11 protein-coding genes and 4 tRNA genes are annotated in these 12,439 nt (G+C 70.9%); 9 read left to right on the forward strand and 6 right to left on the reverse strand.

The features are described from left to right. Positions 1-9: 9 nt before the first annotated feature. Together ABD299_RS17980 and ABD299_RS17985 are read right to left on the reverse strand one after the other, a co-directional pair. Complete coding sequence (locus ABD299_RS17980) at positions 10-552, reverse strand: hypothetical protein (RefSeq protein WP_344263637.1); 543 nt, start codon at positions 550-552, stop codon at positions 10-12. A gap of 80 nt (positions 553-632) precedes the next feature. Beyond that, entirely contained in the window at positions 633-986 is a 354-nt protein-coding gene (locus tag ABD299_RS17985) for a metallopeptidase family protein (protein WP_344263726.1), read from the reverse strand. Positions 987-1,281: 295 nt separating this feature from the next. On the opposite strand from ABD299_RS17985, the gene ABD299_RS17990 reads away from it, so the two are divergent. The 6 genes from ABD299_RS17990 to ABD299_RS18015 all read left to right on the forward strand — a co-directional run bounded on the left by ABD299_RS17990 (position 1,282) and on the right by ABD299_RS18015 (position 3,149). Beyond that, positions 1,282-1,354: transfer RNA gene (locus tag ABD299_RS17990), tRNA-Glu, on the forward strand. A 37-nt stretch (positions 1,355-1,391) separates the two neighbouring features. Further along, positions 1,392-1,466: transfer RNA gene (locus ABD299_RS17995), tRNA-Asp, on the forward strand. Between the two features lie 3 nt (positions 1,467-1,469). Continuing rightward, positions 1,470-1,546 (forward strand) — tRNA-Phe (locus ABD299_RS18000). 158 nt (positions 1,547-1,704) lie between these two features. Beyond that, positions 1,705-2,166, forward strand: a complete 462-nt coding sequence (locus tag ABD299_RS18005; RefSeq protein WP_344263639.1) for a helix-turn-helix domain-containing protein — start codon at positions 1,705-1,707, stop codon at positions 2,164-2,166. Then, positions 2,163-2,540, forward strand: a complete 378-nt coding sequence (locus ABD299_RS18010; RefSeq protein WP_344263640.1) for a HepT-like ribonuclease domain-containing protein — start codon at positions 2,163-2,165, stop codon at positions 2,538-2,540. Before ABD299_RS18005 ends, ABD299_RS18010 begins: the two co-directional genes overlap by 4 nt. Positions 2,541-2,771: 231 nt before the next feature. After that, positions 2,772-3,149: a hypothetical protein gene (locus tag ABD299_RS18015; RefSeq protein ID WP_344263642.1), complete on the forward strand. Its 378-nt coding sequence runs from the start codon at positions 2,772-2,774 to the stop codon at positions 3,147-3,149. Between the two features lie 72 nt (positions 3,150-3,221). On the opposite strand, the gene ABD299_RS18020 is transcribed toward ABD299_RS18015, so the two are convergent. Further along, positions 3,222-4,238 (reverse strand): hypothetical protein, encoded by a 1,017-nt coding sequence (locus tag ABD299_RS18020; RefSeq protein WP_344263643.1) that lies wholly within the window; start codon positions 4,236-4,238, stop codon positions 3,222-3,224. 14 nt (positions 4,239-4,252) lie between these two features. Further along, positions 4,253-4,792, reverse strand: a complete 540-nt coding sequence (locus ABD299_RS18025; RefSeq protein ID WP_425581363.1) for a DUF6932 family protein — start codon at positions 4,790-4,792, stop codon at positions 4,253-4,255. A gap of 259 nt (positions 4,793-5,051) precedes the next feature. Here ABD299_RS18025 and hrpA point away from each other — a divergent pair, with 259 nt between their 5' ends. Together hrpA and ABD299_RS18035 are read left to right on the forward strand one after the other, a co-directional pair. Beyond that, the gene (gene hrpA / locus ABD299_RS18030; protein WP_344263645.1) at positions 5,052-9,035 is read left to right on the forward strand and encodes an ATP-dependent RNA helicase HrpA; all 3,984 of its coding nucleotides are present in this window, start codon (positions 5,052-5,054) and stop codon (positions 9,033-9,035) included. A 62-nt stretch (positions 9,036-9,097) separates the two neighbouring features. After that, a tRNA-Asp gene (locus tag ABD299_RS18035) sits at positions 9,098-9,172 on the forward strand. 415 nt (positions 9,173-9,587) lie between these two features. Here the strand turns inward: ABD299_RS18035 and bldC are convergent. Both bldC and ABD299_RS18045 read right to left on the reverse strand, forming a co-directional pair. Continuing rightward, positions 9,588-9,794 (reverse strand): developmental transcriptional regulator BldC, encoded by a 207-nt coding sequence (gene bldC / locus ABD299_RS18040; protein ID WP_019431930.1) that lies wholly within the window; start codon positions 9,792-9,794, stop codon positions 9,588-9,590. Between the two features lie 445 nt (positions 9,795-10,239). Continuing rightward, complete coding sequence (locus tag ABD299_RS18045) at positions 10,240-11,058, reverse strand: DUF8083 family protein (protein ID WP_344263646.1); 819 nt, start codon at positions 11,056-11,058, stop codon at positions 10,240-10,242. A 169-nt stretch (positions 11,059-11,227) separates the two neighbouring features. Here ABD299_RS18045 and ABD299_RS18050 point away from each other — a divergent pair, with 169 nt between their 5' ends. Further along, positions 11,228-12,361 carry a Leu/Phe/Val dehydrogenase gene (locus ABD299_RS18050; protein ID WP_344263647.1) on the forward strand — a complete coding sequence of 378 codons (1,134 nt, stop codon included), beginning with the start codon at positions 11,228-11,230 and terminating at the stop codon, positions 12,359-12,361. The last annotated feature ends 78 nt before the right edge of the window (positions 12,362-12,439 follow it).

Raw genomic sequence — 12,439 nt, forward strand, 5'->3', positions numbered from 1 at the left:
CGGGTGTGCTCAGCTCTCCGGGTCGGGGCGGTCGGCGGCGGGCGGGTCGACGGGCGGCGGGGCCGGCTCCTCGGGGTCGGGCCCGGGCGGCTCGGGGGTGGGGGTGGGTGTCGGCGTGGGGGTGGGCGTGGGCGTCGGCTGCTGCGAGGACGAGGGCGGGCCGGGGTCGCGCGGCGGGGCGGACGTACTGCCGGACGGGGTCCGGTCCTTCGACGGCGGCCGGGCGGGCGCGGTGTCCGGCCGGGCGGTGGCGGGGTCACCGGAGTCGGACCGTCCGGTGGAGGCGGCGGAGCCGGGGGTGGCGGGTCCGGCGGTGCCGGTGGTTCCGCCGGGGTCCGGCACCGGCCCGGACGGTCCGCCGGGCTCCGCCGAGGTGCTGTCGGGCGCGTGCTGGGCCGGGGTCTCCGGCGCGCTGCGGCTGGAGGCGAGGCCGGCTTCCTCGGCGGGGACGCCGGACCCGCCCGCGGGATCGACGCTCACGCACCCGGCGAGGGCCGCGGTCAGTACCGCGGCGGCGGAGGCGGAGCGGGCGGTTCGGCGGTGTCGGCGCACGGTGGGGGCACCTTTCGGGCTGCGGGGCGGTCGAGCGGCTGTGACCTGCCCAACTGCCGTGCCCGGACCGAGGACACGGATCAGCCGTAGCCGAGCGCGTGCAGCCGCTCGTCGTCGATCCCGAAGTGGTGGGCGATCTCGTGGACCACGGTGATCTCCACCTCCTCGACGATCATCTCCCGGTCGCCTCCCTCCCGCTCGATCATCCGCAGCGTGGGGCCCATGTAGACGGAGATCCGGTCGGGCAGGACGCCCGCGTACCACTCGCCGCGCTCGGTGAGCGGCGTGCCCTCGTACAGGCCGAGCAGTTCGGGCTCGCCCGGGGGCGGCTCGTCCTCGACGAACACGGCGACGTTGTCCATCAGGCGGGTCAGCTCGACCGGGATCCGGTCCAGTGCCTCGCCGACCAGGTCCTCGAACTCCTCACGGGTCATCTGGGGCACGGGGCTGCCTCTCGGGTGCGGGATGCGGGGTGCGGGTGGTGCGTGAGCCGCGGGTTGGTGCGTGTGGTTCTCCGGAGGATCGCAGTTCGGGACGCGCGCCCGCCACTGCCCCTTCCCGCTCACCGGTCCCCCGCACCTGGTCCGCGCGGCCCGCCGCGGGCGCGTGACCGGGCCGTGCGCGGGTCGGCGTGCCACCCGCGGGCAAGTGTTTTGGCGATCCATGCTTCTTTCCCATATGCTTCTCACGTCCCCGACGGCACCCACTCGGTGCTTAGGTGGGCCATCAGCCCTCATCGTCTAGTGGCCCAGGACGCCGCCCTTTCAAGGCGGTAGCACGGGTTCGAATCCCGTTGGGGGCACGCAACACCGTGTGCAAGACTGATGTCGCGTACGCTGGGTCCTGTGGAGCAGTTTGGAGTGCTCGCCACCCTGTCAAGGTGGAGGCCGCGGGTTCAAATCCCGTCAGGACCGCGCGGCTGGGTAGCTCAGTTGGTACGAGCGTCCGCCTGAAAAGCGGAAGGTCGCCGGTTCGACCCCGGCCCCAGCCACCACGTACGAAAGCCTCCTGACGGCGTGCCGTCACGGGGCTTTCGCGTCTCCTCAGGCGCACGGCCGTGACACTGACCGCAGCGAGTGACTCTGTGCACTGTCCAGCCCGCCCTCCCCGCCTGCTGCGATATCCTTGATATAGGGATGAGAGGAGGTTGCCATGGCAGCACAGAGTCCCGCCTCGCAGGTCGCCGGCATCCGCCGGGCCGCCGGGCTGACCCAGCGGGAGCTCGCCGAGTTGTCGGGCGTGGCCCAGCCCAACATCGCGGCATACGAGAACGGCACTCGCCACCCGTCCCCGAAGATGCTGGCACGCCTGGCCGCCGCCGCCAGACCACGCGCATCCGTCGCACTCGCCCGCCACAAGACCGAGGTGAAAGCACTCGCCGCACGCCACAAAGCACTGAGCGTGAAGGTCTTCGGATCCGTTGCCCGCGGCGAGGACCGCCCCGGCAGCGACCTCGACCTGCTGGTGTCCTTCGCCCCCGACGCCTCCCTGTTCGACCAAATCGAACTGGTCCAGGACCTCGAAGACACCCTCGGCGTGAAGGTCGACGTCGTCAGCGCGGATGGACTGCGGGAGAGACACAGCCACATCGCGGCGGAAGCGAAGCCCCTGTGACCAGGTCGCAACCCGGATCAGCCGGCCAAGAGCCCCTCGACGCACGCACCCGGCGGACTCTTCACGACTTTCTCGACTTCGCCGCCACCGCCGCCCGGCTCGTCGCACGAGGCCGTGAAGCCTACGACGGTGACGAGATGCTCCGGCTCTCCGGCGAGGCGATCCTGCACCGCATCGGCGAGGCCGTCGCCCGGCTGGATGACGACTTCACCACAGCACACCCCGGGGTTCGGTGGCGCGCGATGAAAGGCATGCGCAACCTCGTCGCCCACGACTACGGTGCCGTCGACCACGGCATCCTGTGGAACGCCATGGCGCACAACCTCCCCCAAGAGGCCGCCCGCGTGCAGAGAATCCTCGACGAGAACCCGTGATCCCCGTGCGCCCGCAGAGTCTCCGGGTGATCGACCGCCCCGTGCTGACGTGTCAGCACGGGGCCCCGGATCGAGGAGGAGCGAGCAGGGCCCGGCGGGATCCGAACAGGTACAGCGGAAGGTTGCCGGTTCGGCCCCGGCCACCGCCGCCCGCAAGGGCGAGAACCCCCGTCGGTCAGCGACGGGGGTTTTTCTGTGGCCGCCCCGGTGGGCCGGTTCCCTGATGCGCCGGTGTCCCCTTCCTCGCCCTCCCCCGAGCCGGAGTCCGTGCCGGACGGCGCCGGTGCGCCGGGGCTGTTCACCTGTGACGAGTGCGGCAGCGGCGACCCGGGCACGGCCTGCGGGGCGCTGTCGCCCGGGTGGATCGAGGCGGAGATCCACCGGGGCCCCAGGGTCGGCGTGCTGTACCGGACGTTCTGCTCCGAGGAGCATCTGCGCACCGGCATGGCCGGTCCGCTGCCGGTGCCCGAGCCCTGGCCGCCCGCGCCCCCGCCCACCCTGCGGGACCGGATGGGCGCGGCGGCGTTCGGCGGCCTTGTGGGTGTGCTGGTGGGGCTGGCCGGTGTGGGCCTGGTCACCGTGGTGCGCTTCGTGCTCACCTGGTGGTGAGACGCGGACGCCCTTGCGGCAGCGCCTTCGGCTCGCCCTGAGGTCGGCCGGGGCTTGCCAGGCGCCTCCGGGTCACCGGCGAGGCCGCTCATCGGGTGACGAGGGTCTGGGCGGGGGCTCCGTTCCCCCTTGCGCTCGGAGTCCGATCAGGGCGTAGCTGCGGTGTTCGCGACCGCCCGCCGAGCGTGCGGTGGAAACGTGCACGTCAGCCACCACGTGTCGCTTCGCGTGCGAAGCGAGCAGCGCTGTCACCTCCTCCTTGGGTGCCCGCACCAGCTCGACCCTGCCGTCCGGGATCTCGATCTCGATCACTCCGCGTACCTTGCTGCCGCCGACCAGCGTGCCTGCCAACCGATCTTCGCCCTCATCGACGTGGGCCGAGCGGAGAACACTCCGGCACCGTTCAGCGCTTGCCGAGGTGAAGGTCGTCCGCCGGATGGTGGTGGAGGATTCCCAGTTCAAGGTCACGTTCGCGCCTGCTGAGGCGAGCACGCCGGCCAGCTCCGACAGGTGGCTGATGGCACGGCGCCCCAGAGGGAGGGCAGCATCAAGGACGGCTTCTTCGGCATCACTCGCGGAACTGGCCCGGTCGGCCACGTCGAAGATTCGGTTGACTGCCCGGTCGAGAAGACGATCCGTTCCGGTGCCCGGCATTTCGACCAGTTCCGGCACCGGTCCACCTTCCAGGACCATGCCGTAGGAGGAGGCGAAGAGAGGCCCGGAGAACAGCTTGGTCACACTCTGCACGCTTTTGGGCACAGGTCCCGCATCTCGCGTGAGCCGGAGTTCGTCCAGCGCATAGGCAACGGACTGCACCGTTGCCTGCAGCGCCTGCAGCCACTCCCCCAGGAGCGCCGACTCAACTCGGTTGGCCCGGACGCCGCCGCCGTCGAGGGCGAAGCGGAGCACAGGGGGACTCGGGACCTCGTCGGCCTGCTCCGGGGCATCCTCCTGCAGTGATCGTGCCAGCCGCTTGAGCTGGAGCGCACGCAGCTCTGACAGAGTGCGGGGCGGCGGCTTCTCGGCCAGCTCCGACCGCCGCGCGGCCAGCCACTCCCGCAGAGCGCTCTTGTCCTCGGCGTCGGGCAAGCCGTGAGGCGAACTCATAGCGCAACCTCCACGTAGCCCCTGCGAAGGCCACCTCCGGTCCTGCAACGCTGCCAGATCTCGTCGTAGAGGCCAAGCATCTGAAAGATCTCGCCGTCCCCCGCCGCCATGGCACCTGTCACACCGAGATCCCGGAAGTCCACGGTCGCCGGCAGGCTCAGGATGCAGGCGTCGACACGCATCCCCTGCTTCACGCACCACTCCCGATCTCCGAGGTTCGCCAGGTCAGCGAGGTCCTCCGGCTGGGTGATCGCCGCGTACACCTCCGCATCGACCAGGTAGGCCAGGTCCACGTCACTGGGGTCCGGCTTGTCGCTCACAAAGCTCCCCGCCAGCCAGATCCGATTCACTGAACCGAGCACACACTCCACCATCGCCCGGTGCTTCACCAGTTCCTCCCAGAGCTCGGGCCGGGTTCCGGGTCGGCGCAGGGCTGCTTCCCGGACCAGCGAACGTTCAATGTCCTCCCATGTCATCGGGTAGCGGCCGGGATACGGCGACCGCGTGTCCGGGGCGAAGGGCGGCAGGGGCGGCATACGGCTCCAAGGACGAGCGGACCGATCCTGGAACTCTACGTGTTCCCTCGGTCACGCGTGGACCGATTGGCCGGCTTCGCGCATGCGTTGCCCTTGGTGTTCCCCTGTGGGTCGGTGAGTGGAGCCGGGTGGTGAGGTGCGGGGACGCCGGTGCGGGATGAGATGGGTCACTCGGGGGTGGTGATTCGCGGGACATCAGGGCGACGGGCGGCAAAAGGGCTCGCCGCTCGCGGCGGCCGGATGAGATCCTGGGATCCGTATGTCCACGCACCCCTCCCCCTTCGCCGCCCTCGCCGAGCGACTGACCGGGCTGATGCTGCGCGACCAGCGGCGGCTCGGCCGGCGGCTCGACGGGGCCCGCCGTATCCGCAAACCGGCCGCGCAGCAGGCGGTGCTCGACGAGATCGCCGCCGCGGTCGACGAGGCCGAGCTGCGGGTGGAGCTGCGGCGTGCCGCCGTTCCGCAGATCACCTACCCCGAGCAGCTGCCGGTCAGCCGCAAGAAGGACGACATCGCGGCGGCGATCCGGGACCACCAGGTGGTGATCGTCGCCGGTGAGACCGGGTCGGGGAAGACGACCCAGATCCCGAAGATCTGTCTGGAGCTCGGGCGCGGGGTGCGGGGGCTGATCGGACACACGCAGCCGCGCCGGATCGCGGCGCGCACGGTGGCGCAGCGGGTGGCGGACGAGCTGTCCACGCCGCTGGGCCAGGCGGTGGGCTGGAAGGTCCGCTTCACCGATCAGGTGGGCGAGGACACGCTGGTCAAGCTGATGACGGACGGCATCCTGCTGGCGGAGATCCAGCACGACCGGGAGCTGCGTCAGTACGACACGCTGATCATCGACGAGGCGCACGAGCGCAGTCTGAACATCGACTTCCTGCTGGGCTATCTGGCGCAGCTGCTGCCGCGGCGTCCGGATCTGAAGGTGGTCATCACCTCGGCGACGATCGATCCGGAGCGGTTCGCGCGGCATTTCCGGGACCGGGAGGGCCGGCCCGCGCCGATCATCGAGGTGTCGGGGCGGACGTATCCGGTGGAGGTGCGTTACCGGCCGCTGCTGGAGGAGGACGCCGACACTCCTGACCGGGACCAGGTGACGGCGATCTGTGACGCGGTGGACGAGCTGCAGGCGGAGGGGCCCGGGGACATCCTGGTGTTCCTGTCCGGGGAGCGGGAGATCCGGGACACGGCGGAGGCGCTGGAGAAGAAGCGGCTGCCGCTGACGGAGGTGCTGCCGCTGTACGCGCGGCTGTCGCACGCCGAGCAGCAGCGGGTGTTCCAGCGGCATGCCGGGCGGCGGGTGGTCCTGGCGACGAACGTGGCGGAGACGTCGCTGACGGTACCGGGCATCAAGTACGTGGTGGATCCGGGGACGGCGCGGATCTCCCGGTACAGCCATCGCACGAAGGTGCAGCGGCTGCCGATCGAGCCGGTGTCGCAGGCCAGTGCCAATCAGCGCAAGGGGCGGTGCGGGCGGACCAGCGACGGCATCTGTGTGCGGCTGTACTCGGAGGAGGACTTCCTCTCCCGGCCGGAGTTCACCGACGCGGAGATCCTGCGGACCAATCTGGCGTCGGTGATCCTGCAGATGACGGCGGCCGGGCTGGGGGACATCGAGCGGTTCCCGTTCATCGACGCGCCGGACCACCGCAGCATCAAGGCGGGTGTGCAGCTGCTGGAGGAGCTGGGTGCGCTGGGCGTGCCGGCGGCGGGGCAGGGGCGCAAGCGGGCGGGGCATCAGCTGTCGTCGCTGGGCCGTACGCTGTCGCAGCTTCCGGTGGACCCGCGGCTGGCGCGGATGGTGGTGGAGGCGGACCGCAACGGCTGCGCGCGCGAGGTGATGGTGATCGTCGCGGCGCTGTCGATCCAGGATCCGCGGGAGCGGCCCTCGGACAGGCAGCAGGCGGCGGACGAGAAGCACCGGCGGTTCCGGGAGGGGCCGGCCGAGGAGTCGGACTTCCTCGCCTTCCTGAACCTGTGGACGTATCTGCGGGAGCAGCAGAAGGCGCTGTCGTCGTCGGCGTTCCGCCGGATGTGCAGGGCGGAGTTCCTGAACTACCTGCGGATACGGGAGTGGCAGGACATCTACGCGCAGCTGCGGTCGGTGGCCGGGCAGCTGGGCATCCGGCTGTCGGACCAGGACGCGGATCCGCTGCGGATCCATCAGTCGCTGCTGGCGGGGCTGTTGTCGCACGTGGGGCTGAAGGACACCGACAAGCACGAGTATCTGGGTGCGCGGGGCGCGAAGTTCGCGGTGTTCCCGGGGTCGGTGCTGTTCCGGAAGCCGCCGCGGTGGGTGATGTCGGCGGAGCTGGTGGAGACCTCGCGGCTGTGGGCGCGGGTGAACGCGAAGGTGGAGCCGGAGTGGATCGAGCCGCTGGCCGGTCATCTGGTGAAGCGGACGTACAGCGAGCCGCACTGGGAGCAGAAGCAGGCGGCGGTGATGGCGTACGAGCGGGTGACGCTGTACGGCATCCCGATCGTGGCGCAGCGGAAGGTGAACTACGGGAAGATCGATCCGGAGACCAGCCGGGATCTTTTCATCCGCAACGCGCTGGTGGAGGGTGACTGGCGTACGCATCACCGGTTCTTCAAGGAGAACCGGAAGCTGCTGGCGGAGGTCGAGGAGCTGGAGCACCGGGCCCGGCGGCGCGACATCCTGGTGGACGACGAGACGCTGCACGACTTCTACGAGCAGCGCATCCCGGAACATGTGGTGTCGGGGGCGCACTTCGACTCGTGGTGGAAGCGGAAGCAGCGGGAAGAGCCCGATCTGCTGAGCTTCGAGAAGTCGATGCTCATCAACGAGCGGGCGGCCGGGATCACGGAGGCGGACTATCCGGGTTCGTGGCGGCAGGGGCGGCTGTCGTTGCGGGTGACGTATCAGTTCGAGCCGGGGGCGGACGCGGACGGTGTGACGGTGCATGTGCCGTTGCAGGTGCTGAACCAGGTGACGCAGGCGGGGTTCGACTGGCAGATTCCGGGGCTGCGGGAGCAGTTGGTGACGGAGCTGATCCGGTCGCTGCCCAAGCCGGTGCGGCGGCACTGTGTTCCGGCTCCGGATGTGGCCCGGCGTTTTCTGCGGGAGGCCGGGGAGCCGTCGGGCGAGCCGCTGGTGGTGGCACTGGCGGACGGGCTGCGGCGGATGACGGGGGTGCGGGTCGCGCCGGAGGACTTCGATCCGAAGAAGGTGCCGGATCATCTGCGGATCACGTTCCGGGTGGTGGACGAGCGGCGGCGGGCGCTGGCGGAGGACAAGGATCTGGAGGCGCTGCGGCTGCGGCTGAGGCCGAGGGCGCGGGAGGCGATCGCGCGGGCCTTCGAGAGTTCGGCGGCCGGTGGCGGTGCCTCGCTGGAGCAGCGCGAGGGAATGACGGCCTGGGAGGTGGGGTCGCTGCCGCGGACGTTCGAGACGCGGCGGGCGGGTCAGCCGGTGAAGGCGTATCCGGCGCTGGTGGACGAGGGTTCGTCGGTGGCGCTGCGGCTGTTCGACAGCGAGGCGGAGCAGGCGGAGGCGATGTGGCGGGGCACGCGCCGGCTGGTGCTGCTGAGGCTGCCGTCGGATCCGGCGAAGTTCGCGCAGCAGCAGTTGGACAACCGGGCGCGGCTGGTGCTGGCGGCGTCCCCGCACGGGAGTGTGCGGGAGCTGTTCGAGGACTGTGCGGCGGCCGCGGTGGACCGGCTGGTGGAGGCGAACGGGGGGCCGGTGTGGGACGAGGAGGGTTTCCGCAAGCTGCTGGACGCGGTGCGGGCGGACGTCGTGGATCTGACGGTGCGGATCGTGCGGCAGGTGCGGGAGGTGCTGGCGGCGTGGCAGGCGTGCGAGCGGCGGTTGAAGGGCATCTCCAGTCCGGTGCTGGTGGAGTCGCTGGCGGATGTCCGCGCGCAGCTCGGGGCGTTGATGTGTCCGGGGTTCGTGACCGCGCACGGGGCGCGGCGGCTGCCGGATCTGCTGCGCTATCTGGTGGCGGCCGACCGGCGGCTGCAGCAGTTGCCGCACCAGGCGGAGCGGGACCGCAGCCGGATGGCGAAGGTGCGCGAGATGCAGGACGAGTACGCGTGGCTGCTGGAGCAGTTCCCGGCGGGGCGGCCGGTGCCGCGGGAGGCGCGGGAGATCCGCTGGATGATCGAGGAGCTGCGGGTGAGCTACTTCGCCCACGCGCTGGGGACGGCGTATCCGGTGTCGGACAAACGGATCATGAAGGCGGTGGACGCGGCGGTCCCCGCGCGCGGTCACTGAGGCCGCGCCGGAGGCGATTGGTCATGCGCCCCTGAGCTGGGGTAGAGTCACGGACGCGACGAGGTCCTGTGGAGCAGTTTGGAGTGCTCGCCACCCTGTCAAGGTGGAGGCCGCGGGTTCAAATCCCGTCAGGACCGCCTCTCGCACGAAGGACNTGCGGCCGGCGGGGCGGGCCGGGGCCAGGCCAAGGATGGTTCTGCTCGGGGCAAAGGATCGGCCAAGGCCGGGCTACGGGGGCGTGGTTGGGGGTTGCATGGAGGTGTGGCGGGTAGCCGCCCCGCAGGGCGTGAGGGAGGGGTTCCTCCCTTATCGCGAGATCATCCGGGCGGGCAAGGCCCCGTCGGTGTGACGGGAGTCACGGAACTTCTCTCCCGGGTGGTCTCGTTCGCCCCCGTGGCGGGTGTCGCCAATTTAATGTGTGCCATTGCACCGGCCTCGCGAGGGGGGTGCGGGGCAGGAAAAAGACCGCGTCGGACCCGGCGGAGTCCAACGCGGTCTGGGGGTGGGCCGGCGCGGAGCGGGGGCCCCGGCGGCCCGGTCGAGCTGCCTTGCTCAGGCCTCACCGCGCTGCTGCGGGATACCCGCGAGCAGGGCGCGCACCTCCGCTTCGCGGTAGCGGCGGTGCCCTCCGAGCGTGCGGATGGACGTGAGCTTGCCCGCCTTTGCCCAGCGTGTGACCGTTTTGGGGTCCACGCGGAACATCGTGGCAACCTCAGCCGGGGTCAGCAGCGGCTCGGCATCAGGGGTGCGAGCGGTCATGAGCGGCCTCCTCGGGAGAACCGAACCATCACGGTTCTTTCCTCTAAATTCTGCACCTTGACCCATGTTGCCCGAAATGGCAGACGCGGGTCGAGTCGGTTATAGGACGAACGGCTTGTCTTCGGCACTACAACTACACCATCCGTCCAGCCGGGTCGGCCAAACCGATGGAATTGCCCTCTCAGGTGTTCAACCTCGGCGGATGCCGATGGACCATGCCAGAACGGACAGTCACTCGGCCGTAACGATCAGTCACACCGCGACGAGTCGCCATACAATCCACCAAGGGGGCGCTATGCCGATCTGTCCTCCCTTCGGCGGACAGAAGGAGCCCGAGACAGGCTCCTTGTCCTATTTTGGCACGGGGAGTCCGGTTGCTGGCAAGACTTCCCTGGAGTGCCTTCCGTCACACTTCGCGCAGTGTGCCGGTGCGGCGGGAAGCCGCTCAGCTGGCGAACTGCCGCTCCCTGACGGCCATCCAACGGTCCGTGAGCTGCTCGTAGACCTCGCCGGCCCGCTCCAGGTCCCCTTCGGCGAGGGCGGCCAGGCCGGCGGCCACGTCCGCGGCCGAGTGGTCCGCCTCCAGCTGCTCCCGGGAGATCGTATGCACCAGGCCGCCGTAGTCCAGTTCGACCAGTGACCGGGGGTGGAACTCCTCCAGCCAGCGGCCGACATCGGTGACGGCCTCCACCAGCGGCCCCTCCGGCATCGCCTCCCGGACCGTGCGCAGCGCGCGGGCCACCCGCCGGCGGGCCTGCACCATCGGCGTGCGGTAGCGCAACGACAGCGGCTCGGGGCACAGCGACCGCTCCTCGTCGGAGAAGAGCGCGAACCAGCGCACCGGGACGTGCCACAGCGCCTGCCGGATCCAGGGGCGCGCGTCCGGGTTCCGCTCCCGCCAGCGGTCGTAGTCGGCCGCCGCCCTGCGGCGCACCTCCGGCGGCAGCGCGGCGTCCACCACCGGCTGCGGCATCTGCCACTGGCCCGCCTCCGGCAGCGCCTGCCAGGCACGCAGCCGGGTGCGCCAGGGGCACACGCACAGCACGCCGTCCACCTCGGTGACGAAGGCGTCCGCGCTCTCCCGCTCGGGGACGGCGCGGGGCGGCACCGCCAGCAGCCCGGACAGCGAGCGGGCCAGCTCGTCCTGCTCGGTGAGGCGCGGGCCGCTCCTGGCGTACTGCGCCCAGTGCGAGCGCTCGGGCTCGGGAAAGGCCGCGAGCGGCTCGTAGACCCGCAAAAACGCCGCATACGGAACGTTCGGCACGCGCGTACTCCCATGATCGGCTGCCTGCCGGCCCGGCAGGTCCTTACCATGATCCTGGCAGTGTGACGAACCTGTAGCACCCGGTGCCGCCGGGCGGCCTTAGGCTCGTTGCCATCCCGCTCTCCACACCCCCGGAGAGCTCCCGCCTCGACTGCATGGAGTCACCACCGTGACCGACGTAAGCCCCGCTGTCAGTGCCGACAGCACGGCCGAGGTCTCCGTTCTGGACACCCTCTTCCACTCGGAGCTGGGCGGCCATGAACAGGTCGTGCTGTGCCAGGACCGGCCCACCGGCCTCAAGGCCGTCATCGCCATCCACTCCACCGCGCTGGGTCCCGCCCTCGGCGGCACCCGCTTCCACGCCTACGCGGGCCATCCCCGGCCCGAGGAGGCGGCGCTGCGCGACGCGCTGAACCTCGCCCGCGGCATGAGCTACAAGAACGCCCTGGCGGGCCTTGAGCACGGCGGCGGCAAGGCCGTGATCATCGGCGACCCGCTCCGGATCAAGACCGAGGACCTGCTGCTGGCCTACGGCCGCTTCGTGGCCTCGCTCGGCGGCCGGTACGTCACCGCCTGCGACGTGGGCACCTACGTGCAGGACATGGACGTGGTGGCCCGGGAGTGCCGGTGGACCACCGGCCGCTCGCCCGAGCAGGGCGGCGCGGGCGACTCCTCCGTGCTGACGGCCTTCGGCGTCTTCCAGGGCATGCGCGCCTGCGCCGAGCACCGCTGGGGATCGCCGGACCTCGCCGGCCGCACGGTCGGCGTGGCCGGGGTCGGCAAGGTCGGCCACCTCCTGGTCGGCCACCTGGTGGAGGCCGGGGCCGAGGTGGTGATCACCGACGTGCGCGCGGAGTCCGTGGAGCGGGTGCGCGCCGCCCATCCGGGAGTCACCGTGGCGGCGGACACCGACGCGCTGATCCGCACCCCGGGCCTGGACATCTACGCGCCCTGCGCGCTCGGCGGCGCGCTGAGCGACGCCACCGTGCCGGTGCTCACCGCCGGCGTGGTGTGCGGGGCGGCCAACAACCAGCTCGACCACCCCGGGATCGAGAAGGACCTCGCCGACCGGGGCATCCTCTACGCCCCGGACTACGTGGTGAACTCCGGCGGCGTGATCCAGGTCGCCGACGAGCTCCGCGGCTTCGACTTCGCACGTGCGAAGGAAAAGGCCACGGAGATTCACGGCACCGCGCTGGAGATCTTCCGGCAGGCCGACCGGGCCGGCGTGCCGCCCGCTGCGGCCGCGGACCGGATCGCCGAGCAGCGGATGGCGGCCGCCCGGCGCCGCGGCGCGTCATGACTTTTGCGTAAGACATGTCACGCCGCTTGGGCGGGTCGCGTCCCGAAAGAAGGTAAAATCACCTCTGACCAGCGAAGA

Origin of the sequence: Streptomyces sodiiphilus (assembly GCF_039529215.1) — a bacterium.
Taxonomy (GTDB): Bacteria; Actinomycetota; Actinomycetes; order Streptomycetales; family Streptomycetaceae; genus Streptomyces; species Streptomyces sodiiphilus.